This is a genomic window from Rhodococcus sp. OS5 (genome assembly GCF_056837585.1).
This window is the reverse complement of the sequence record NZ_CM166368.1, coordinates 1,195,579-1,218,379: the sequence shown is the minus strand read 5'-3', so window position 1 is coordinate 1,218,379 and position 22,801 is coordinate 1,195,579. Positions and strand designations below refer to the sequence as shown.

Below are 22,801 nucleotides of genomic sequence, written 5' to 3'. Positions count from 1 at the left end.
ACCGAACGGAACGAGCCCACAAATCTCACAAACTGAAAAGTTGCCGCCCGACCCACTCCCGACGCCGCAACCAACAATTCCACCTCGAAATGTACCGATGACTTCACCACCGAAGCATCACCTGGAGTCGCCCCGCGCGACTCGGCCCTACCAAGGAGAAGCAATGAGCAACATCGACAAGATCCTCGGCGAATTGATGCGCATCGACGGTGCCAGCGGTGCAGCCGTCGTCGACGCCGACAGCGGAATGGTTCTCGGCATGAGCGGCAACCCGTCATTCAGCCTCGAGTACGCCGGCGCCGGCAACTCCGAGGTTGTGCGAGCAAAGCTCCGCACGATGAGTAACTTGGGGATTACCGACACCCTGGAAGACATCCTGATCACCCTGAGCAACCAGTACCACCTCATTCGCGTCCTCGAGACGCCCGGACTGTCGACGCTGTTCGTGTACCTCGTTTTGGACCGTGCACGTGCGAACCTGGCGCTGGCCCGCCACAAGCTGGGCGAACAGACCCCCAAGATCGAGATCTGAAGCTCCACCCCAACCCCGACAAATGCCCGGTCCTCGCCCGACGGCGAGGGCCGGGCATTGTTCGTTCCGAACCCTCGATTGGTGAACCGCGCGCCGGCGCCGATACTGGGACCGTGACTATCGCGGATGCTCCTTGCGTGTGGTTGACCACCCTCCGAAGCGACGGCTCGCCGCACACGACTCCGGTCTGGTTCTTACTGCATCAGAACACATTCTGGATACCGAGCGCTGAGCAGAATCGCAAGGTTCGGAACCTGCTGGACGATCCTCGGGTCTCGTTGGCAGTCGACGGATCCGCTGGCGACCCGTGGATCGCACAGGGCCTCGCGACAATTCATCACGACGTCGGCGAATTCGTCGACCTCCTGAGACTTTTCGGCGAGAAGTACGACGGCTGGGATGCCGCAGACGAAACTCGTGACGGTCCGCGGGTCCTCGTCTCGGTCCCGGTGACTCGATGGTTCCTTCGACCAGACTGACAGACAGTGCCGGTTAGGCCCGAATTGTCGTGAATGACATACTTGTAGTTCATCTCTCGCAGAAATGGACTCTCACACATGGCACGCACGGCACATCACAGGCGCGGCATCACCGGCGTCACCATCGGCATTGCTGCCGTGATCGTGCTGGGAGGTTGCGCCAATTCCAACGCCGACGCGCCCGAAACATCTTCTCTCGGTTCGGGAATCGGATCCGGTGTCACCACGACGGTCGTGACCGAAGCCTCGGCTCCTTCGTCCGCCGCAATTGAACTGCTGGCACAGATCCCCGTCAAGGGACGCGCACCCAAGACCGGATACGACCGCGCGCTGTTCGGTACCGCCTGGACCGACGACGTCACCGTCGAATTCGGCCACAACGGCTGCGATACCCGCAACGACATCCTGCGGCGTGACCTCACCGACCTGACATTCAAGGACGGCTCCAAAAGCTGCTCGGTCCAAACCGGTACGCTCCGTGACCCGTACACGAACAAGACCATCGCGTTCACCCGCGGCCAGGACACGTCTTCTGCAGTCCAGATCGATCATGTAGTCGCACTCTCGGACGCCTGGCAGAAGGGCGCACAACAGCTCGATACACAGACGCGAACCAATCTGGCCAACGACCCTCGAAACCTGCGCGCTGTCGACGGGCCCACGAACCAGAAGAAGTCGGATTCCGACGCGGCGTCGTGGCTGCCACCCAACAAGGCCTACCGCTGCCAGTACGTGACTGCCCAAGTGGAAGTCAAAGCGGCATACGGTTTGTGGGTCACCCAAGCCGAACACGACACCATCGCAGACATTCTCGCGACCTGCTGAACTCTTGCGATGATCAGCGGCCCTTGATCAGATACCGCACAATCGCCATTCCGAGCGCGAGGCCCACTACGGTGGCGAGCGCTGCAACCAGACCGTGACCGGTCAGTGCGACGAACACACCGGTGATGACTGCGACGACGGCAATGATCCCCGCGTCCACTCTGCTTTGACCACGTTCAGGCATGGCACTCTCTCGTGCTGTCAGGTCCGTCCGCTCCCCTCGTAGCGGACGGACCCAGCGGCAATCTGTCGAAATGCGCGAACTCCGGTGGCCTCACCGGGCTGACTTTGCGGGCGGTCCTGCGAGGCCGGCACGTCCCCCGGAGCCAACTCACATCGGTTCACGAAGTCCGTACCTTCGCAGAATATACCGATTGGTAGGTAATTACCGAGGGCTAAAGTCCCTGGTCATGGACTCATGCGACGAGTGGTCGGAAACTCGAGACGAACGAGCACATCCGCGAGGCGAGCGTTAGCCGAGATGGCAGAGGTCCGTGGCCACGGCCAGAGGCCCATCTGGAATCAGAGCGGCGACGTCTATGACCCGAAAAGTGATCCGAGATCCAACGATCCGACTGACGACACTCGCTTCCAATCAGCGCAATATGCGGTGGTGAAGCGAGAATCCGTCAAGAGAATCGTGACTGTCGCCGGTTCGAGGGTGCTTTCGAACTCGAGGACATTCAATTCACCATCGCCGTCGACTTTCGCTCGGCCGTATATGCACGGCATGTCAGCTGATACGGGCCCAGACGTCGTGTAGGTTCCCGGCAACACCTCCCACGGCACGTCGAACAGTCCGTGACCAGGAATCGTTCCCGGCGCTGCTGAGGCCGCAGACGTCCCGATCATTGCCACACCGACAGCTACTGCTGCAGCGGACGCGAGCAAACTAACCTTGCGCATTTTCCCTACCTTGTTCATACCTGAACCGCAGCGGCGAGTTCGAAGGCTTGTTGATGTAAGAACCCGCGGTTCGCGCAGTTCTTCAACTAACGGTAGTAAAAGGGCACCAGTTTTGGTGAGCTACCTTTTGTGGTTCTGGCCCGATTTCCGTGACGGAGACTCCCATTGAGAAGATCAGAGAACGCCGGCGTTGCGGCTCTCGGCATGATTCGAACCTGCCATTCCAGTATTCGATCACACACCCGCATTCGAGCCGAAACGTCGACGCTCCCCTGCCGTTTGGGTGACTCAGCCTCCGAGCGAGCCCGTCGGCAGCTTCGAGAAGATGTCCCCGAGGCTTCCGGTTCCACCAGGAGTTTCCGGTTCCGTCGGATCCACCGGCTCGACGACGATGACACCAGGCACGGTGACGGTCACGGTCTTGTCCGCAGATTCCGAAGAACTGAACTTCTTGGTACCCAAGAACTTTGCGGTGATGCGATGCTCGCCCTGGTCGCGGAACGGCCAGACCAGTTCTGCATGGCCATTGGAATCGACTGTGGCGCTGCCGATCTTCGTATCGCCGTCGAAGAACTCGACCGTTCCCTCACCCGGGTTCGGGTCGATACTCGCCGCAATCTTGACGTCTTCGCCCGTCAGTGCCTCCAGTGCGACAGCGACCATCGTCTCGGTCTGGTTGGTTTTGAAGACCTCGGTAGTCGAGAGGGCGCTGCGTCCCTCGCCCGCAGCAACACAATACCCAGCGGCATTGACCCACCGGGACTCACCGAAACTCATGCTCGTGTCTTTGATCTTGATGCTCGGGCTCGTCGCCCCGGCGCGCAGGTGCGTCGTCGCGTTTCCCTCGTCGGACCGAGCTTCGAGTTTCAATTCGACTGCCGGTAAACGAAAGTCCGTGTTGGCCTTGACTTGCAGTCCTTCCTTGGGCTTGTTGTCGTTCGCGCTCGGACCGTCGTTGACTGTCTTGTTGCCGGTACCGGTAATTCGCAGGTACTCACCCGCCGGGTTCGCGTTTCCGTCTGCGCCCACCCGGAGCAGCACCGCAGTCTCGCCGGTCAAGTTGGACGACGAATCACCGACGAGGGAGTACGAAACCAGGGTTGCCCCTTGCGGTAGTGCGATGTCGTACTTGATACGACCGGTGTCCGAATCCGAACTACGCATGGTGCCTGGATGCAATTTCACTGTGAACTGTTCGCCGGGACGCACGGACGTGGGCGCCGTTACCTCCATGTTGTCGGAGAACGACGAATCCCAATCGGTGGCGCCGTCGACCCGGCACTTGTGTTCGAAGGAAACTGTCCGCGTCACGGTATCGGAAGCCGCTGCCACCGGCGCGGACACAGCGAGGAGTCCGGCCGCGAGTGCTGGTACGACAGCGCAAACTGCCAGAGTGCGGGGGTTCATGTGTTGCCTTTCAGAAGAACTCGGCCATTGAAAGTTCAGTGAGGTAGGACCGTGATCACTTGCCACCGAGCGAACCCGTCGGCAGCTGCGGCAGAACGGACTCGAGGCTGCCGAGACCACCCGGGGTGCCCGGATCGGTCGGGTTGGGATCGACCGGACCTGTGGTGTCACCGGTCACCGTGAGTACGTGTGCCGCCGACGTGTACTTCGCCTCGTCTCCGGTAGCGGTGAATACTGCAGTCACGGACTTGGTACCCGCCTTACCGAAGGTGAGATCCAGGCGCGCAATACCGCGAACCACCGGCCGCGGGTCACCGACGGGTTTGCCGTCGACCATGAACTGTACTGTTCCCGTTGTGTTTTCCGGATCGACGTGAGAAGCAAAAGACACCTTGGTACCGGTCGCGGCGGTAGCCGGTCCTTCGAGCTTAGTCACGATGTCCGCGCCTGGCTCAGGATCAACGGGCCCCAGGTCCCCGTCGATCTTCGTGGATGCCAGGGCGCCGGCACCGGCATTGAGGGGGCCGGTCTCAGCGTCGCGCGGCGAGCAGGATGTGGGCGCCCAGATGGTTCCCGCGAGCCAGTGACTGACCTGAGGGAGGAAGGTCAAAAATGACTCGGGCCCGCCGAAAGTACCTGCAGCACCCGAAGTCCGGACATTGGTTTCGACTGCGCCGGACGGCCCGGCCTTTACGGTGATTCTGATCTTCGGAAAGACGATGTTGGTCTCGACTCCGGACTGAGCATTGATCGCAAGCCCGCCGTGCGCACCCGACGACGATGACGGACTGTTGCCGATCGCTTCGTTTGCGCCGGACAACCGGAGTATCGGACCGTCCGCTGCGGGAGTGCCGTCTTCGTTGACACGAATCACCGAAGCAGGTTTCCCGGCAATAACATTGCCCGGATCGGTGACCGTCGCCGAAACGAACTCCGCGTTGGTCGGAATCGGCAGATCAATCTTCAGACGCGAGATCTTCTTGACGCTTGCGCCGCTCACATCGTTCGGGATCTGGACGCTACCCGGATCCACGTCGATGTCGAAGACCTGACCTGGCGCGACTACCGTCGGAGCCGAAACCCGCACCGTAGCAGGCTTTCCGTCTGACGAAGGACCGGAGAACGCACTCGGAACTGCGCGGCACGTGACCTGGAACGTTGTCGACGTGGTTTCTGCAACGGGCGCCGCGGTTGCCGGAATCACGGCCACAGCGGTTCCACCGGCAAGGAGGCCGGTAAGGAGCGCAGCATTCAGTAGGCGTTTTGACATGATGCCCTCTCGGAACAACCTGATTGTCGTTTGCCGCCGAACTGTAACGGAGCCAGCGCCCGAGTTGACCCTTTTTCAATAAACAAACACCACACAGTAGGTAAATACTTGGTAAGGGTTACTGGTCGTCACATCTGACCGCCACCGCGAGCGTTGCCCCTTTCGGTCAATCTCGCGATTCGAGATCCACTGCGGGGAAACACAATTCGACAGAAATCCGCGCCGTAGTGAGAACTCCGTTCATATTCTACCCTTACAGGAGGGTAGAGTATGAGAACCTCGTCAGGACGGAATCTCATGGCAGTAACCATCGCTTCATCCACCAACGACAATTCGGTTCGGGCCGCGCTCCGGTCACCTCACCGTCTCAAAACGGAGGTTTTGGCCGGACTGGTCGTGGCGTTGGCACTGATTCCCGAGGCGATCTCGTTCTCGATCATCGCCGGCGTCGATCCGCGGGTAGGACTGTTCGCGTCGTTCACGATGGCAGTGACCATCGCCGTCGTCGGCGGACGACCCGCAATGATCTCCGCAGCTACCGGCGCCGTCGCACTGGTCGTCGCTCCACTGACGCGCGAGTACGGAATCGACTACCTGATTGCGACAGTCCTTCTGGCCGGCCTTCTCCAGATCGTGCTGAGCCTCCTGGGCGTCGCAAGGTTGATGCGCTTCATTCCGCGCAGCGTCATGGTGGGATTCGTCAACGCACTCGCCATCTTGATCTTCATCGCCCAACTCCCCCACCTGATCGATGTTCCGTGGCTCGTCTACCCACTCCTTGCAGTCGCACTTCTGATACTCGTATTCCTGCCGAAACTGACGAACTCCGTCCCGGCTCCACTGGTGGCAATCGTGCTACTGACAACCGCCACAGTCATTTTCGCGTTCGATGTCCCCAACGTCGGCGACGAGGGCGAGCTTCCGTCGAGCCTACCGACGCTACTGTTCCCCGATGTCCCCCTGGACATGCACACACTGTCGATCATTGCGCCGTACGCATTGGCCATGGCGCTCGTCGGACTCCTCGAATCGTTGATGACGGCCAAGCTCGTCGACGACGTCACGGATACGCACTCGAACAAGACCCGAGAAGGGTGGGGCCAAGGCGTCGCGAACATCGTCACCGGCTTCTTCGGGGGCATGGGAGGGTGCGCGATGATCGGCCAGACCATGATCAACGTCAAGGTCTCCGGCGCTCGCACTCGAATCTCGACTTTCCTGGCGGGCGTGTTCTTGCTGATACTCGTCGTCGGCCTCGGCGATGTGGTGGCGTTGATTCCCATGGCCGCATTGGTGGCCGTCATGATCATGGTCTCGGTCGGCACTTTCGATTGGCACAGCATCAATCCGAAGACCCTGCGCCGCATGCCGATCGGCGAGACAGTGGTCATGTTGGTCACCGTGGTAGTCACCGTCGCGACCCACAATCTTGCCTACGGCGTGATCGTCGGAGTGATCACCGCGATGGTCATCTTCGCTCGCCGCGTCGCGCATCTCACCGAAGTGATCGACGTCGCGCATCCGGACGAGGACACCCGTGTCTATGCGGTTCGAGGCGAACTGTTCTTCGCATCCAGCAACGATCTGATCTACCAGTTCGACTACGCCGGCGACCCGAAGAACATTGTCATCGATCTGTCCGAGTCTCATGTCTGGGACGCGTCGACCGTCGCGACACTGGACGCCATCACCACCAAGTACGCGGCCAGAGGCAAGAATGTCGAGATCGTGGGGCTCGACGACGCATCGGCCGAGCGCCACCTGCGCCTGTCCGGTCGCCTGGGTGACGGTCACTGAGAGTATGGAGGCCCAGCGCGAGGAAAGTGGGAGTGATGTCTGAGCCGGAACATGCGGGCCAAGGGCCGAACATGCAGATCGGACAGGTTGCCGAACGCACCGAACTGTCGATCAAGACGATTCGTCATTACGACGAGGTCGGTCTGGTTACTCCGTCCGAGCGGAGCGCCGGAGGATTCCGCCTCTATACCGAGGCCGATGTCCAACGGCTACTGGTAATCCGACGAATGAAGCCGCTCGGATTCAGTCTCGAAGAAATGAAACAACTTCTCGATTCTCTGGCAGTGCTCGGCGACGAAGCTTCGGACACGTCAACGCGCACCGCTGCAACCGAATTCGTCACCGACTGCCACACCCGGGCGGAAGAAAGCTGCACACACTTACGTAAGCAACTCGCCTACGCCGAAGAGCTGACGGGTTTGCTCGCCGACCACAGTCTCAACGGTGAACGGCATTCGTGATCTGCAAGCTGAACTAAGCTGAGTTGATGGCCCGATACTTCGACGTTCACCCGGAAAACCCGCAGCCGCGCGCGATCAGCCAGATCGTCGAAATGCTGCGCAACGACGCGGTCATCGCCTACCCCACCGACTCCTGCTACGCCCTGGGCGCCCGAATGGACAATCACTCGGGCACCGATCGGATCCGCGAGATCCGTCATCTGCGTTCGGACCATCACTTCACGCTGGTCTGTGCCGATTTCGCGCAGCTCGGGCACTTCGTCCACGTCACCAACTCGGCGTTCCGCGCGGTGAAAGCGGCTACGCCTGGGCAGTACACGTTCATCCTTCCCGCCACGAAGGAAGTTCCGCGTCGGCTGGCACACGCCAAGAAGAAGACCGTCGGAGTGCGTATCCCCAGCCACCCGGTAGTGCGGGCACTCTTGCAAGAGTTGGGTGAACCCATCCTCTCCAGCACCCTTCTCCTGCCCGGCGCCGAGGAACCGATGACGGACGGCTGGCAGATCAAGGAAGAACTCGACCACCAACTCGACGCCGTCATCGACTCGGGTGACTGTGGAACCGAACCCACCACAGTCGTCGACTATTCGTCCGGTGTTCCCGAAATCGTGCGGGTCGGCGCGGGAGATCCTTCTCGTTTCGAATGATCCCCCGCCCGGGCCACATCATGGAGTCGACCAGTCACGGCGTGACGATATCGAACCACAGATCGAAGTCCTCCAGCAGCGAGATGAACGTCTCCAGTTCGGACTGATCTCCCACAGCTTTTGCCGTTCCGGCCTTGATGGATTCGGTGAGCGAGGTCGTTCCCAGATACACCTCGTTGAACACGGCACGGGTCAAGGTCAGAGTCAGGGCGGCCGAAGCATCTGCCTTGTCCATGCCGTAGTTCAGCACGCCGTTGCGCACTGTGACCAGGACGTTGTCCGCGGTGTCGGACAATACGAATCGCAACGACAGGTCGACGTCGGCGGCCTTCGGGCCATCGAGGCGAACTGCCCAGAAGTCCAGCATCTGTTCGAGCGGCATCACTGCGACCACGGCCGGGCCAGTGGGGTTGTTGGACGGCATCGGCGCCAGCGGATGCCGCAATTCCATCGCTCCGACCAGGTAGAAGTTGCGCCACGTACCGTTCTCGGCTTGGTAGCCGAGTTGTTCGTACGTGTCCGCCAACAACTCTCGCGCTTTCTGATTACTCGGATCGGCGAACACCAGATGGTTCACCAACTCCGCGGCCCAGCGGTAGTCTCCGTCGTCGAACGCCTGCTTGCCCTTGGTCAGAAGTGCGTCCGGCCCGCCGACGGCTTCGACGTAGCGCTTGCCGTTCTCCACCGGCGGATGGGGATTGAGATGAGCGGGAACGCCGTCGAACCAACCGAGATAGAAGGTGTAGATCGCTTTGACGTTGTGACTGAGCGAACCGTAGTACCCACGGTTGTACCACTGCTTTCCGATGGCGTCGGGTACCTCGATCTGGTCGGCAATCTCTACCGGTGTCAGTCCCTTGTTGGCAAGGCGCAACGTCTGATCGTGCAGATACTTGTACAGATCTGCCTGATCCGACATCAGCTTCAAGATCTTGTCGTTGCCCCACGTGGGCCAATGATGCTGCGCAAAGATGATTTCGACGTCGGGGAACAGTTCCATTGCCAGACGCACGTAGTGCGACCACGCTTTGGCGTCGCGAGTCTTGGCGCCGCGCAACGTGTATAGATTGTGCATCGTGTGCGTGACGTCCTCAGCTGACCCGAGCGCCTTGAAATCTGGTAAATAGAAGAGCATTTCGGATGGCGCTTCGGTTCCCGGCGCGAGCATGAACGTCACGCGCACACCGTCGATGACCTCTTCGTGCACCGGTTCGGTGATGACGTCGGTAGGCACGGCGAACGTCGAAGTGCCGTGCGAAGTGGACAGGCCGAGACCACCGGATACCTGCCCTTGTGGCCCCGGACGCAGGAACGATCCGTACATGTACATTCCGCGACGTGTCATCGCCGTGCCGGCAAGTACGTTCTCGGAAATCGCTTCCTCCGTGAAACTGTCTGGTGCGTAGACCTTTACGGCACCGGACTCGATCTCTTCGTCGGTGACAAATCCTTTGACACCGCCGAAGTGATCGCCGTGGGAGTGCGTGAAGATGATTGCCTTGACCGGAACCTTCGGGCGGTGCTGGTAGTACAACTCCAGCGCGAGAGCGGCTGTTTCCGCGGACATCAGAGTGTCACCGATGATCAACCCGGTGTCGCCCTCGATGATCGTCGTGTTCGACAAGTCCTGGCCGATCACCTGGTACAGACGATCAGCCAGCTTGAACAGTCCACCGCCCTTTCCCATCAAAGTGGCTTGGCGCCACAGACTCGGGTTGACGGTATCCGGTGCATCGCCGTCGGCGAACCCGTAGGCGTCGTACGAGAAGATGAACTGCCCTCTGTCACCTTTGACCAGTCCGCCATCGATGAGCGGTGCCACGAGACCTCGAGAAATCAGTTCGAAGTCGAAGGTGTCGCCGAAAGGAAGGTCACGGAGAACCTGGGCATTTGCCAGGCGAGTCGCTTCGGTGGCGGGCTTGGGGTCGAGTTCGGACGGTGTAGTCATCTTCTCTTACGCTCCTCGGGAACTCGCGGTGACCTGTGTCGGGATATCGGTTCATCCTCGATCCCCACGCAGCCCTCGCACATCACCCGGAAGGGATGATCAGGTGGCCCGTCCAGCAATCAACAGCGCAACGACGAACTCACGCACCAACGTCCGCTCGTCGTTCTCGTCCGCCCCCGGCACCATGAGCAGCGAGAGGATCACCCGCACGATCCAGCGTGCCCGCGACGCTGTGCCTGCTCCGAGTTCACCGAGCATCGCGACACCAAGTCCGTTGATGACGTCGGACGAATTGGCGAGTTCACCGGCAAGACTCGCATCGCCCGGGGCGAACCATGCAGCCAACGTCGGAGTGCTACGCACCGCGGACACTGCAGTGAGTATGGCCGTCTCCAGACGCTCACTCGGATCGTCGATGGTCGCTACCGATTCCGCGATCGCAGTTCCCAGCCTGCGAGCTTCGCGGTGAACGAACGCAATGTGAAGAGCCTGCCGATTCTCGAAGTACCGATACAAGGTGGCTCGGGAACATCCTGCAGCAGAGGCTATCTCCGCCATACCGACCGCGTTGACGCCTTTCTCGACGAACAATTGTGCCGCACTGTCGAGGATCTTCTCGGCTGCCGCCAAGGCGCGCCCCTCGCCGAGCCAGTCGTTGCTCATGGCCGAGTCACCGACATCGGAGCCGAGAGCGGACGGCGCACGTAGTTGCCCGGCGCGTATTGCATCGCGTCGATGTCGACATGGAAGTCGGGAATCCGGGAGAGTAACTCTTCCAACGCAACTCGAGCCTGCATCCGAGCTGCCGACGCCCCCAGACAGTGGTGGGCGCCATGGCTGAAGGTGAGGATCTTCTGCGGTCGACGCAAGACGTCCAACTCCGCCGCGTCGGGTCCGTACTTTTCGGGATCACGATTGGCCGCACCGTACATCAGCAGAACCTTACGTCCTGCCGGAATCACTTTGCCACCCAAGGCCACATCTCGCGTCGTGGTGCGTGCCAGTCCTTGGACCGGTGAGGTGAGTCGAAGCAACTCGTCGACCGCGTCGGTGATCAATGCGGGATCGTCCAGCAGGATCTGACGCTGGTCGAGGCGTTCGGTCAGCATCGCCACCGAACCACCCAGCATTCCTGTCGTGGTGTCGTTTCCACCGGCCACCATGGTGAAGGCGAAGCCCAGAATCGACAGCAAGCCGGACATGTCGCCGTCTTCACCGAGTCCAGCGGCGAGTAAGTGCGAAATCGTGTCGTCACCCGGTTCGTCCTTGCGGCGTTCGATCAGCGAAGCGAAGTACATCATCAGCTCACCGGTGGCGGCCTGCGCCGTCGTCGCTGCCGCGGCCACACCACCTGCCGAATTGGCAGCGACAATGGCTTCGGTCCAGCCGTCGAACTGGTCACGGTCCGATTCCGGCACACCCAGATAGTGTGCGACAACCATCGACGGCAACGGTTTGAAGAGCTCGACGACGATATCGCCGCTGCCACGCGCTTTCAGCGCCTCGATACGTTCGACGACAAATTCGCGAACCATCGGCTCGACCGCCGATACCTGACGCGGAGTGAAACCCTTCGACACCATGCGCCGGAACTCCGACTGCACTGGCGGATCCTGCATCACGAACGGCGGATTGTCCTGCATCCCGATCTGTTCGAGTTCACCGTAGACAGTGGTCAATCCCTTTGCCGACGAATACGTCTCGTAGTCGCGAGCGGCGTTGTAGACGTCTTCGTGACGGGTGAGCACCCAGTAGTCGTCCTGCGGCGCAGCTTCCGGCACAACGTTGTGCACCGGGTCGTTCTCGCGCAATGCGTCGTACATGGCCCAGGGCGAACGCCAGGACTCCCCGGTGGAAGGTACAAACCGTGGCGAATGTGACACAGAAGTTGTCATGACTCGACTATGAGACAAATAGCCGAATGTGTCAACGTTCTACGATCAACCGTTCCCACGAGCAGCATTGAGTAACTCGCATCCACGCAGAGCACTATCGTGTGTCGGGTGATCACGGATCCGAAGAATCATCCGAACAGCGCTGACGCCGGGCGCCGCGCCGTGGTTGCGGTCCTGCTCCCCCGCGAACATCTCCCCTTCATCAGAGACTGGTGCCTGCACCACATCGAGCAAGGCTGGGAGGTTGTTCTCTACGACAACACCGGTTCCGTCGGGTCCACCCGCAAGACAAGCGCATTCAGTCTAAACCGTTGGCACGGCCGCAGCGAGGACAAGAGAGGCAACTCTTACGGCGCCTTCACCCGATCGATGTCGGACAGTGAAGTTCAGGTCGCATTCCGCAAAGAACTGCACGACCTTCCGGTGACGATCGTCGACTGGCAACCGCGCGACGCGGACGGTCGGATCGTGCACGGACAGGTAGAGGCGTACGTCGATTACGTGAGCCGGTACCGCGACACCGTCGCATGGGCAGCATTCATCGACGCCGACGAATACCTCCAACACGCACCAGGATTGGACTGGGAGGTTCTACTTGCCGGCGTTACTCAAGCGGGTTCGCACCGCGTCGTTCTCGATGCTCTGGTCTACGAATCCAGGTGGACGCGCGACGGACAATTGCGAGACGTCGAGGAATTGAAATGCCTTGGGCTACAGAGCCATGGTTGCAAGAACATACTGAGGCTGTCGGAGATTTTGCGAGCAGACGTCCACTGGGGATGGAAGACAAGCGAACCGGACAGCCTGGTGCGGCCGGACAGATCGCTCTACTACTTCCGCCACTACCGCGGTTCGGAGGCGATGCTCGACTACACTCCGCTGCCGAACTTCGGACCTCAGGTCCACGAAGAAGGTGTGGATGTTCCGGCAGCAATGGACGTATCACAGAATTGAATGTGCCTGCAAGACACAGATATTCAGGTGCAGACAAACCTCCGGCCCGCGTCCACGAAGGCAATGCCTTCAGGTCGCGGGCCGGAGTGCTACCTATCCGAAAAACGGATCAGGAAAGCGACTGTGCAGCGGTGACTGCAGAAATGATTGCGATAACACCAGCGAAGAGACCGGCAACTCCGCCGATGCCCTTGCCGATTGCTTCCCAAGCCTTGAGGTCGTCTGCTGTGGAACCCATGTCTATCTCCTCATCATGGAATGTGTGCGCGTGCCTCGCGCCAGGTGTGTAACGGCGCTCACATTATCTGTAAGACGCCCGATTTTAAAAGTCGTACCACCAAGTGGGATGTAGATCACATCTCGCCCAGCAGGACGCCGAGACAAATATTGCACGGAGCGGACAACTATTCGACAACCGCTAAATGACGAGCAGGAGAACAGCAGTGGGCAAGTTGGATGGAAAAGTGGCCCTGATCACTGGCGCAGGGCAAGGCGTCGGCCAGGGAGTTGCGTTTGCGCTCGCCAAGGAGGGCGCTTCCGTCGCGGTCGCGGGCCGCACTGAGTCGAAACTCGTCGTCACATGTAACGAGATCGCCGAACGCGGAGGCCGTGCCGAACCGGTGCTCATGGATATCGCCGACGCGGATTCCATCACCGGAGCCGTGGCGCGAACGGTGGAACTGTTCGGCGGCGTCGACATTCTGATCAACAACGCCAGCCTCAACCCGCTCGGCAACGTCCTCGACCTCACTCCGGAGCGCCTTGCCGACGGATTGACGTCCGGCCCCGTCGCGACTCTGCGAACCATGCAAGCCTGTTACCCGTTCATGAAGGAGCGCGGCGGCGGGGCAATCATCAACATGGTCAGCTCCGTGGCCGTCCGCTGGGACGCTGCCGGCTACGGCGGCTACGCGGCCGTGAAGGAATCCGTCCGAGCCCTCAGTCGCGCGGCAGCATGCGAATGGGGCGTCGACGGGATCCGGGTCAACGCGGTTGCTCCCCACGCGTCGTCGCCGGGGCTGCAGCGGTGGGCAGATGCACGCCCGGAGGAGGCTGCCGCCTTTGTTGCCGGGATTCCGCTACGGAGGATCGGCGACTGCGAAACGGACATCGGAACCGCGGTGGCTTTCCTGGTCGGCCCGGATGCCGCGTATCTGACTGGAGCAACAATTCCGCTCGACGGTGGTCAGTCGCGCTGGGGCTGAGAGCTGGCGTCGTCGAAGGCAAGCACCGCCGACTTGGCTTCGGCGATCGGGCGGCGGAAAACGAAACCGACCAGAACGGATGCCAAAACCAAGGCGGCCAGAACAATGAGCCCGACCATCCACCACATGGTTTTCAGTATGCCCGAACCGACCTCCGCCGGACGCGCGCCACGGCCGTCGGAAAGCGGCGACAGCCTCGAAAAGTGCTGAACACCAGTCAAATTCCGTTTTGCCCGTTTCCTGAGCTTCTTGAGAAGCCGTGATCGATGACACATATTCGGATCCCGAACCGGAACGAGTGCGTGACTACGACGACACCTCGGTGCATCCTGGCATGTATGGAATCCGCTGTTTCGGCCCAACTCGTCGACGGAAGCACCCTCACACACCCGTGGGGCGGGACAAGCAACATCACCGATCTCGGCGGTGACGTTCACTGGATCGACTTCGGCGGTCCCAGCGGAGCGCCGCCCATCGTGCTCGTTCACGGTCTGGGCGGCTCGCACCTGAACTGGGTGCGGGTCGCACCGGCGCTGGCGGCGCGCACGCGCGTGTACGCACTTGACCTCGCCGGATTCGGACTCACCTCTGCCCGTGGGCGACACACCGGCGTCGACGCCAACGCAGTACTTCTGAATCGCTTTCTCGACACAGTGGTGGGTGAGCCCGCCGTCCTGTTCGGCAATTCCATGGGCGGAATGGTCTCGGCAATGTCGACCCATGCCAGTCCCGAATCAGTCGCCGGCCTGGTGCTGGTGGATCCGGCGCTCCCCCTGCCCGTCCAACTTCCCGATCTGACCGTCGCCGCCCAATTCGCGCTCTACTCGATGCCGTACGTCGGTGAGCAGGTTCTCGGCTTCGGACGCCGAAAGATGTCAGACCGGCAGTTGGCCGCTCAGATGACCAGATTGTGTTTTGCCGATCCGACGCGAGCCGACCCCGCGGTCCTCGACGCGGGCGCTGCCTTGACGGCGATTCGCCGCAACGAACCTACCCAGGATGCCGAATTCCTTCAGGCAGCACGGTCACTGCTGATGACCCTCGCCCGTCCTGCCTCCTATCGAAAGACATTGCGAGAGATCACGACTCCGACGCTCCTGATGCACGGCGATCGCGATCGGCTTGTCCCGGTCGAGGCCGCACGGGCAGCCGCTGCTGCACATCCACACTGGACCACCATCATTCTCGGCGACACCGGCCACACCCCACAATTGGAGATTCCGGACGAGTTCACCCGTCATGCGCTCGCGTGGCTCGATCGCACGGGGCTGATCAGGAGCTGACACGTACCAACACTCCCCGGTGGAACGCCCTTGCCGATCGAGCAAGTGCCCCATCAACTTCGGAGTATCAAGAACGATTCGGCGGTCGTCTACGTTGGCAGGTCCGGCCCACCGGGGAACGCGAAACGGACACATGCCCCAAAGCTCTCGAACCCTGGGAATGTGTCGGGGTACGCGCGTAGCGTGAGATTCAGGCCTTCCTCGGCCAAGCATTTCCGCGTCCCCTGCTTGTGTATCCGTTTCGGTTAAGGAGAGTTTTCAGATGCCCGCACGCACAGCGCTCGACGGAACACCCTGTTGGATCGACCTCACCAGCTCCGACACCGAGGTTGCCAAATCCTTCTACACCAACGTGTTCGGCTGGCAGGCTGACACAAACGACGACCCGCAGTACGGCGGCTACGCGATCTTCAGCAAAGACGGGCAGCCCATCGCCGGGCTCGGACCCCAGCAGGAGGGAAACCCCTACGGCAACGTGTGGACCACCTACATCTCCTCGACTGATGCGGCAGCGTCGGCGTCCAAGGCCCAAGCCTCGGGCGGAACGATCATGATGCCGTCGATGCAGGTCGGTCCTCAGGGCAGCATGGCGATCGTGGGCGATCCGGCCGGTGCCGTCGTCGGCATCTGGCAGGCAGATCAGCACCACGGCTTCGGTTTGGTCGGCGAGGCCGGAGCGCCGGTCTGGCACGAGACCTTGTCCAAGAACTACGCCGCGGTCCTGCCGTTCTACACCGACGTGTTCGGCTGGACTTACGAGTCGATCGGTGACAGCGACGAGTTCCGGTACTCACAGGCCAAGCAGGGCGACACCGTCGTCGCCGGTTTGATGGATGCCAGCTCGTTCCTCCCGGCAGAGGCGCCGTCGTTCTGGCAGGTGTACTTCGGGGCGGACGACACCGATGCGGCCGTCGCCAAGGTCGTCGAATTCGGCGGCAGCGTCTTGCGCGATCCCGAGGACACGCCCTTCGGTCGTCTCGCGTCGGTGGCCGATCCACTAGGTGCCAAGTTCCAGATCTCCACGATCATGGAATGACTCTCCGCGCGGAGGCCGCACCGGTCCGCGGTCTCTGCGCGCTGATCATCTGGAAAGTCCGGATTTGACCGCACAGATTTGAACACTCGCCCAGAAGGTATGCAGTTTTCTGCGTCCAACGCCTAATCTCATGGGATGCCCGCCCCCGCCCCTCTCCTCGATGTGTACTCGCAGCCGACTCTGTCGACGCTTGCGCCGTCGGTACTCGCTTCTCTCGGAGTGAGCGGCGAAGCGAACCGTCTCGATCTACAGCCCAGCAAGAAGACCGTAATTCTGCTGGTAGACGGGATGGGCGCGAATTTGCTCGCCCGCAACGCCGAACATGCACCATTCCTGAATTCACTGATCGGAACGCCCATCCGGGCAGGCTTCCCCACGACGACGGCCACCAGCATCGTCTCACTGGGGACCGGTCTGCCTTCGGGAGCGCACGGCATCACCGGCTACCAGTCCTACGTCGAAGAAGCCGATTCGGTGTTCAACTGGCTGGGTTGGCACAGCGCGGGCAAGAAGGAATCTCAGACCGACTCCATCGTCCCGGAGACCCTGCAGCCGCAGGCAACGACGTTCGATCGCGCCGCCGCAGCCGGCATCACCGTTACAACCGTCGTACCGTCGAAGTTCGACGGCAGCGGCCTCACCCGTGCCGGGATGCGCGGTGCCCAGTTCGCCGGAATCCAGGCATACGGAGACCTCCTCGCTCGCACCGTGGCGGCGTCGAAATCTGCCGACCGCACGTTCACGTACTGCTACATCAGCGAGATCGATGCACTCGGCCACGTCTACGGACCCGAGTCCGAGCCGTGGATCTTCCAACTGATGCTGGTCGATCGACTGGTCGAGCAACTCGCCGCGGCTCTCGGCCCGGACGTGAGATTGCTGGTGACGGCAGACCACGGAATGGTCGACGTGTCGGACGAGAACAAGATCGACTTCGACAACACTCCGATTCTGTCCAAAGATGTACTCGCTCTTGCCGGTGAACCTAGATGTCGTCACATCCACACCCGAGAAGGCGCTGCACAAGATGTTGCGGACCGCTGGCGCGCCGAACTGGGTGACCGCATGTGGATCGGGACGAGGTCCGAGGGCATAGTCGCAGGATTGTTCGGGCCTGCAGTGCATTCCGAGTATCACGGCCGGATCGGTGATGTCATCGCCATTGCGTCCGGGGACGTGGCCGTCGTACGTCGATCTGTCGAATCGGGACTGTCCGGACTCCGTGGACAGCACGGCGCCCTCACTCCGGACGAACTGCTGGTACCGCTCTTGTCCTCAGGACAGCAGTAGGGTTCGCGCCCGGCGAATCTCGGGAACACCGACGACCTTGCATGCACCCAACAGGACGACGGCACCGACGGCCGCACCCGCCGACAATGAAATAACAGCAGCAAGCCTGGGCTCGGGAACTCGGTTCTGAACCGCCACCACCAAAGCGAACGCACAACCACCTGCCAGAATTGCCGCCGCCGAAATCCTTCCGACGGTGGCCTGCACGCGACGGAATCCCAACAGCCCGTATCGCTTTCGAAGAAGGATGTGGCCGAGTACCGCTCCACACACGTAGGAGAACGAGCCGGCAGCACAGACGGCCAGGACCAGCCTTTCGTCACTAGCCGACAGTGACACAAGAAGGACGAGCACAGTCTTGGCGACCACCATCACCAGGGCGATCACCGCGGGAGTTCGGGTGTTGTTGTCGGCGTAGAACACTCGCAGCTGAAGCATGACCATCGCAAAGGGCACCAGCCCGAATGCACTGACCGCAACGGCCGTCCCGATCAACCGGGCACTGCTGCCGTCGACCCGGCCAAAGAAGATCAAGGTGGTCAACGAGGGACCGAACACCATGAGCGCCACAGTGACCGGAATCAGCGCCACCACAGAATACCGGGCTCCCCGGCCGAGATCGGATACGACGCCGACGTCGTCACCCGCAGCAACCGACCTGGCGATCCGCGGCATCAGCACCGTCAACAACGACACACCGAGAATGCCGTACGCCACTTGAAACAGCAGATCCGCGTGCGTGTACATCGAGTAGACGTGACGGGAGAGAGTGACCTTCATCGTCACCCACACACCGATCTGGCCGGCAACGACGTACACAAGTACCCAGCCGAGCAACGGCGCCCCGACGCGCACCGGTCGCCAGGTGTGCGGTACGACGCGCACGCGAAGGCGCCACCGAAACCCGTTGCGGTGCAGCGCTCGAGCAACGACGGCGGTTTGCGCCACGATCCCGAGCAGAGTGCCGATACCGATCACCAGAACCTGCGCGGTGGTCATCGACTCGGGAGTCAGAGCCACCGGCCCCGGGATACACAGGAAGACAGCGACCGTCACCAGAAGGACGACGTTGTTGATCACCGGTGCCCAGGCCGGCGCGCCGAACACCGATCGAACGCTGAGCACAGCCGTCATCATTGCCGTGACGCCGTAGAAGAAGATCTCCGGAAGAAGCAAGTACGCGAAGAGCGTCGTGAGCTCTCGTTGAGCCGGATCATCGATCACGGCCGAGACCAGAGGCGGCGCGCACACCACGGCCACTACCGTCACGAGCGCAAGAGCCAGCGCTCCGACGGTGAGAACGCGCTGCGTCTGCTCTCGTTCGAGCGTCCGCCCACGGCTCCGTTGCCGCGTCAGATACGGAAGCAGGACGCTGGCGAGAATCCCGCCGAGGAGGAGCTGATAGACCATGTTCGGGAAGCTGTTGGCCGCGTTGTACGCATCACTGACGAGGGCAATGCCCAGGACCGCGGCAAGGGCAAGGGTGCGGACGAAGCCGGTGATCCGACTGACCGTGCTGGCGAGCGCCACTTGCCCACCCATCTTTGCCAAGCTGCCGCCCGTCTCAGCTGAACGTTCGGACTTGCGTTCGGACTCCCCCACGTTCTCGACCATCTCGCCAGAGTGCCACATCGCAGACGTTCGACGATCCGGACGGAAACGGAAGGGCGCCCCGAACCGTGGGTTCGAGGCGCCCTTGCGAAAGGAACAATCAGGCGGATTCTGCTCCAGCCAACGGCGGCATGACGACAACCTGACCGGCGAAGGACAGGCCCGCACCGAAGGCGAGAAGCAATGCCTTGTCGCCCGGCTTGCACTGGCCGTCGCGCAGCATCTGCTCCATGGCGAGCGGGATCGAGGCCGCGGACGTGTTGCCCGTCTCGGCGATGTCGTTGGAGACGGGGAAGCCCTCGGGCAGCTTCATGCTGCGAGCGATGACCTCGTTGATGCGCTGGTTTGCCTGGTGCGGCACAAAAGCGTCGATGTCCTCGATACCCAGCCCCGACTTCTCCAGGGTGCGAGTGGCGACCTTGCCCATCTCGAAGGCAGCCCAGCGGAACACCGCGGTGCCGGCCATCTTGATCCACGGCCGAGGCCCGGTCGGGTTCTTGGTGTAGTCGAGCCAGCTGGGCTCCTGAACGATGGCGTCGGACTGGCTGCCGTCCGAACCCCACTCGACCGGGCCGATTCCGACGGTGTCGCTCGGGCCGACGACAACTGCGCCTGCGCCGTCACCGAAGATGAAGCGAACGCTGCGATCGGTGGGCTCGGTGGCCTCGCTCATCAACTCGACGCCGACGACGAGTACGTGATCAACCGTGCCACCGCGAACGAGATCGCTGGCCACTGCAAGAGCGGTACAGAAACCGGCGCAGCCTGCCGCGACGTCGAATGCAGCCGGACCCTTGATGCCGAGCTCGTGGGCGACGATGGACGCAGCCTGGGGAGTCTGCAGGTCCCACGTCGACGTCGCGATGATCACGGCACCGATCTGCTCGGGTGCAATGCCGCTGACGTCCAGTGCTTTACGGGCCGCGCTGATCGACATCGCGAGGATGCCTTCACCTTCGCCGGAGAACCGGCGCGACTTGATACCCGATCGCGTCTGGATCCACTCGTCGGTGGAATCGATCAGCTCGCAGATCTCGTCGTTGGTCACGACTCGCTCCGGGCGGTGAACGCCGAGCCCGAGAAGGACGGACTGCCGACCTCCGGCCACACTGGCAATCGGCTTACCCATTGATCGATCTCCTCGTTGGTTTCTGGTGATGACGCGCATTCGACATCACACGTTACGTACAGGACATAAGCCCCTGCCTCTCAGGTCACCGTTCGATCACGGCAACAACATGAGGCTGGCTCACATTACGCTTCGGTCAGGTATGTAGTCCAGATCCACGATCAGGCGCGTAAATAAGCTAGAACTGCCAAAACACGACGATGCCCGCTTTCGGAAGCCGACAGGCCGAGTTTTGCGAAGATATTTCCTATGTGCTTGCTCACAGCAGTGTCGCTGACGACCAGTTTCCTGGCGATTTCCTGATTTCCCAGCCCCTCCGCCATCAGTCCGAGAACCTCGGACTCGCGTGGCGTCAGCGATCTGATCGGATCGTCGGCGCGTCGACGGCTCATCAGTTGGGATACGACCTCGGGATCCATCACGGTTCCGCCGTCGACGACCCGGTTCAATGCGTCGACGAACTCGGCTACCTTGCCGACCCGTTCCTTGAGCAGGTACCCGACCCCGCCGGCGCCTCCTGCCAACAATTCACCGGCGTAGCGATCCTCGACGTAAGCGGAAAGGACCAGGACGGGAAAGCCCGGGCGAAGCTTGCGCACCTCGATCGCCGCTCGAAGTCCCTCGTTGGTGAAAGTAGGAGGCATCCGGACGTCGAGCACCGCGGCGTCGGGGGTTGTCTCCTCGAACACCGTGAGGAACTGTGCGGCGTCGGAGACGGCAGACACCTCGAAGCCCTCTCCACGGAGCAGCAGGGCCAGCCCCTCTCGCAGGAGAGCGTCGTCCTCGGCGATCAGAATCCGCACGGTAGTTCCACCCTCATCGTTGTCGGTCCACCCTCCGGGCTCTCCAATACTGCGGTTCCTTCGAAAGCCTCGACCCGGCGTCGAATACCCGCCACGCCGCCGCCCGGGCGTTCGTTCGCGCCGCCGTGACCGTCGTCGATCACGTCGATGAGCATCGTCTCACCCGACGAGTCGTCCGACGTCTCCGTCCGTGCCGTGACGGTGACCCTGCGGGCTCCGCTGTGTTTTGCGACGTTGGTCAAGGCCTCGGCGACGACGAAGTACGCAGCAGCCTCGACGGCAGCCGGGGCACGGCGGAGCTCGTCGATCTCGAGTACGCAGGGCACGGCGGAGCGCCCGGCGAGCGCCGAGATCGCGCCCTCCAGACCCAACTCGTCGAGGATCGGCGGGTAGATGTCGTGCACCAACGTCCGGAGTTCGCTCAACGCCTCGGTGGCCGCATCCTGGGCCCGATGCAGTTGTGGCAGAGCCTGGTCCGGGTTGATCTGCAACGACCGCTCGGCCATCCCCAACATCATCACCACCGCGACCAGACGGTTCTGCGCTCCGTCGTGCAGATCCCGCTCGATGCGCTTGAGTTCGGCCGAATGCGCGTCGAGCGCCGCAGCGCGGCTGGCCGTCAGGGCGGTGACGCGCTTCGAGAGGTCCGAACGCGTATCCGGCGCAAGCAAAGTCGTGGTCGACCAGCTGATCCATTTCGCCATCGCGGGGATCAACCACCACGCGATCAGGAAGTACAGGATGCCGATCAACGGCATTCCGGCAGCGCCCAGCCACGACGTCACGGGGTACGGGTTGTTGACGGGTTCGCCCGCGGGCATCTGCTGCCAGTACAGCGGGACGGCAATCGCATTGAGCGCACCGAGTGGCAGAGCAATGGTCAGCATCGCCGCGACGAAAGCACCCAGACCATGAATCGACAACCAGGCCGCGTCGCGCCTCGTCGACTGATCGGTGAGGAACCGGCTCCAGTCCCCGAATGTCGGATTGCTGGGCATCGGTGGGTATCGCTGCAGAACAGGGCGTCCGGTGTACGCAGCGGTGCGTTTGCGAGCCAGGCCGGCCCACCACCGGAGCACTCGCACGTACGACGGCAACAGCAACCAGCCGACGATCAGAATCGAGAGCGACAACAGAATGAGACCGACCATCAGCAAGAACAGGGAAACCACAGCTGCCGCGCCCTCGACGAGCACGTACACCGCAGCCCTGGTTCTCTTCTTCACTGCCCCAGCATGCCGCACCACACCGCACGATCCACTACAGCTGGCTACACCATTGATTCGGGACTCTGCTGGATGTCGACGAATGGCGAATCTCCAT

At 61.7% G+C, this 22,801-nt stretch carries 23 protein-coding genes and 1 pseudogene; 11 read left to right on the top strand and 13 right to left on the bottom strand.

The window, feature by feature from the left end:
• Positions 1–163: 163 nt before the first annotated feature.
• The 3 genes and pseudogenes from ACVZUB_RS05590 to ACVZUB_RS05580 all read left to right on the top strand — a co-directional run.
• Positions 164–532 carry a roadblock/LC7 domain-containing protein gene (locus ACVZUB_RS05590; RefSeq protein WP_020906454.1) on the top strand — a complete coding sequence of 123 codons (369 nt, stop codon included), beginning with the start codon at positions 164–166 and terminating at the stop codon, positions 530–532.
• 113 nt (positions 533–645) lie between these two features.
• Positions 646–1,011 carry a pyridoxamine 5'-phosphate oxidase family protein gene (locus ACVZUB_RS05585; protein WP_223304675.1) on the top strand — a complete coding sequence of 122 codons (366 nt, stop codon included), beginning with the start codon at positions 646–648 and terminating at the stop codon, positions 1,009–1,011.
• Positions 1,012–1,089: 78 nt separating this feature from the next.
• A pseudogene (locus tag ACVZUB_RS05580) lies at positions 1,090–1,833 on the top strand (HNH endonuclease family protein); the annotation flags it as partial.
• 16 nt (positions 1,834–1,849) lie between these two features.
• Here ACVZUB_RS05580 and ACVZUB_RS05575 read toward each other — a convergent pair.
• The 4 genes from ACVZUB_RS05575 to ACVZUB_RS05560 form a co-directional block, all read right to left on the bottom strand.
• Positions 1,850–2,020, bottom strand: a complete 171-nt coding sequence (locus ACVZUB_RS05575; protein ID WP_007734610.1) for a hypothetical protein — start codon at positions 2,018–2,020, stop codon at positions 1,850–1,852.
• A gap of 353 nt (positions 2,021–2,373) precedes the next feature.
• Entirely contained in the window at positions 2,374–2,742 is a 369-nt protein-coding gene (locus ACVZUB_RS05570) for an Rv1352/Rv1906c domain-containing protein (protein ID WP_029537646.1), read from the bottom strand.
• Positions 2,743–3,030: 288 nt separating this feature from the next.
• Entirely contained in the window at positions 3,031–4,149 is a 1,119-nt protein-coding gene (locus ACVZUB_RS05565; protein WP_234550647.1) for an Ig-like domain-containing protein, read from the bottom strand.
• 55 nt (positions 4,150–4,204) lie between these two features.
• Positions 4,205–5,419 carry an Ig-like domain-containing protein gene (locus ACVZUB_RS05560; protein WP_482628216.1) on the bottom strand — a complete coding sequence of 405 codons (1,215 nt, stop codon included), beginning with the start codon at positions 5,417–5,419 and terminating at the stop codon, positions 4,205–4,207.
• Positions 5,420–5,716: 297 nt separating this feature from the next.
• Here ACVZUB_RS05560 and ACVZUB_RS05555 point away from each other — a divergent pair, with 297 nt between their 5' ends.
• From ACVZUB_RS05555 to ACVZUB_RS05545, 3 genes are read left to right on the top strand one after another with little or no spacing between them, the layout of a single operon-like run.
• Positions 5,717–7,216 carry a SulP family inorganic anion transporter gene (locus ACVZUB_RS05555; protein WP_482628215.1) on the top strand — a complete coding sequence of 500 codons (1,500 nt, stop codon included), beginning with the start codon at positions 5,717–5,719 and terminating at the stop codon, positions 7,214–7,216.
• A 35-nt stretch (positions 7,217–7,251) separates the two neighbouring features.
• Positions 7,252–7,677: a MerR family transcriptional regulator gene (locus tag ACVZUB_RS05550; RefSeq protein ID WP_064688682.1), complete on the top strand. Its 426-nt coding sequence runs from the start codon at positions 7,252–7,254 to the stop codon at positions 7,675–7,677.
• Positions 7,678–7,703: 26 nt separating this feature from the next.
• Positions 7,704–8,324, top strand: coding sequence for an L-threonylcarbamoyladenylate synthase (locus tag ACVZUB_RS05545; RefSeq protein ID WP_003945756.1), 621 nt, complete (start codon positions 7,704–7,706; stop codon positions 8,322–8,324).
• Between the two features lie 34 nt (positions 8,325–8,358).
• Here ACVZUB_RS05545 and ACVZUB_RS05540 read toward each other — a convergent pair whose 3' ends face one another.
• From ACVZUB_RS05540 to ACVZUB_RS05530, 3 genes are all read right to left on the bottom strand, one after another.
• Complete coding sequence (locus ACVZUB_RS05540) at positions 8,359–10,272, bottom strand: alkyl/aryl-sulfatase (protein WP_209448377.1); 1,914 nt, start codon at positions 10,270–10,272, stop codon at positions 8,359–8,361.
• Positions 10,273–10,371: 99 nt separating this feature from the next.
• Entirely contained in the window at positions 10,372–10,935 is a 564-nt protein-coding gene (locus ACVZUB_RS05535) for a TetR/AcrR family transcriptional regulator (protein ID WP_042452540.1), read from the bottom strand.
• Positions 10,932–12,167, bottom strand: a complete 1,236-nt coding sequence (locus tag ACVZUB_RS05530) for a cytochrome P450 (protein WP_058039133.1) — start codon at positions 12,165–12,167, stop codon at positions 10,932–10,934. The genes ACVZUB_RS05535 and ACVZUB_RS05530 overlap by 4 nt, the downstream gene beginning before the upstream one ends.
• Before the next feature lie 108 nt (positions 12,168–12,275).
• Between ACVZUB_RS05530 and ACVZUB_RS05525 the strand changes: the two genes are divergently transcribed.
• Positions 12,276–13,121 carry a glycosyltransferase family protein gene (locus tag ACVZUB_RS05525; protein WP_482628214.1) on the top strand — a complete coding sequence of 282 codons (846 nt, stop codon included), beginning with the start codon at positions 12,276–12,278 and terminating at the stop codon, positions 13,119–13,121.
• Between the two features lie 109 nt (positions 13,122–13,230).
• On the opposite strand, the gene ACVZUB_RS05520 is transcribed toward ACVZUB_RS05525, so the two are convergent.
• Entirely contained in the window at positions 13,231–13,359 is a 129-nt protein-coding gene (locus ACVZUB_RS05520) for a hypothetical protein (protein WP_003945944.1), read from the bottom strand.
• Positions 13,360–13,564: 205 nt separating this feature from the next.
• Between ACVZUB_RS05520 and ACVZUB_RS05515 the strand changes: the two genes are divergently transcribed.
• A complete protein-coding gene (locus tag ACVZUB_RS05515; protein ID WP_042452547.1) occupies positions 13,565–14,326 on the top strand; it encodes an SDR family NAD(P)-dependent oxidoreductase in 762 nt (253 codons plus the stop codon).
• On the opposite strand, the gene ACVZUB_RS05510 is transcribed toward ACVZUB_RS05515, so the two are convergent.
• Positions 14,308–14,445 carry a hypothetical protein gene (locus tag ACVZUB_RS05510; protein WP_003945592.1) on the bottom strand — a complete coding sequence of 46 codons (138 nt, stop codon included), beginning with the start codon at positions 14,443–14,445 and terminating at the stop codon, positions 14,308–14,310. The two genes, ACVZUB_RS05515 and ACVZUB_RS05510, sit on opposite strands and share 19 nt — an antisense overlap.
• Before the next feature lie 219 nt (positions 14,446–14,664).
• Here ACVZUB_RS05510 and ACVZUB_RS05505 point away from each other — a divergent pair, with 219 nt between their 5' ends.
• The 3 genes from ACVZUB_RS05505 (at position 14,665) to ACVZUB_RS05495 (ending at position 17,935) form a co-directional block, all read left to right on the top strand.
• Complete coding sequence (locus ACVZUB_RS05505) at positions 14,665–15,609, top strand: alpha/beta fold hydrolase (protein WP_047269548.1); 945 nt, start codon at positions 14,665–14,667, stop codon at positions 15,607–15,609.
• Between the two features lie 262 nt (positions 15,610–15,871).
• Entirely contained in the window at positions 15,872–16,645 is a 774-nt protein-coding gene (locus tag ACVZUB_RS05500; protein WP_058227329.1) for a VOC family protein, read from the top strand.
• Positions 16,646–16,780: 135 nt separating this feature from the next.
• On the top strand, positions 16,781–17,935 hold the full coding sequence (locus ACVZUB_RS05495; protein ID WP_042452555.1) for an alkaline phosphatase family protein: 1,155 nt from the start codon (positions 16,781–16,783) through the stop codon (positions 17,933–17,935).
• Here the strand turns inward: ACVZUB_RS05495 and murJ are convergent.
• The 4 genes from murJ to ACVZUB_RS05475 form a co-directional block, all read right to left on the bottom strand.
• Entirely contained in the window at positions 17,921–19,549 is a 1,629-nt protein-coding gene (gene murJ / locus ACVZUB_RS05490; RefSeq protein WP_482628213.1) for a murein biosynthesis integral membrane protein MurJ, read from the bottom strand. The two genes, ACVZUB_RS05495 and murJ, sit on opposite strands and share 15 nt — an antisense overlap.
• 97 nt (positions 19,550–19,646) lie before the next feature.
• Complete coding sequence (locus ACVZUB_RS05485; RefSeq protein ID WP_003945837.1) at positions 19,647–20,675, bottom strand: beta-ketoacyl-ACP synthase III; 1,029 nt, start codon at positions 20,673–20,675, stop codon at positions 19,647–19,649.
• Positions 20,676–20,836: 161 nt separating this feature from the next.
• Positions 20,837–21,478: a response regulator transcription factor gene (locus ACVZUB_RS05480; RefSeq protein ID WP_083058382.1), complete on the bottom strand. Its 642-nt coding sequence runs from the start codon at positions 21,476–21,478 to the stop codon at positions 20,837–20,839.
• Positions 21,466–22,704 carry a sensor histidine kinase gene (locus ACVZUB_RS05475; RefSeq protein WP_242430781.1) on the bottom strand — a complete coding sequence of 413 codons (1,239 nt, stop codon included), beginning with the start codon at positions 22,702–22,704 and terminating at the stop codon, positions 21,466–21,468. The genes ACVZUB_RS05480 and ACVZUB_RS05475 overlap by 13 nt, the downstream gene beginning before the upstream one ends.
• Between the last annotated feature and the right edge of the window lie 97 nt (positions 22,705–22,801).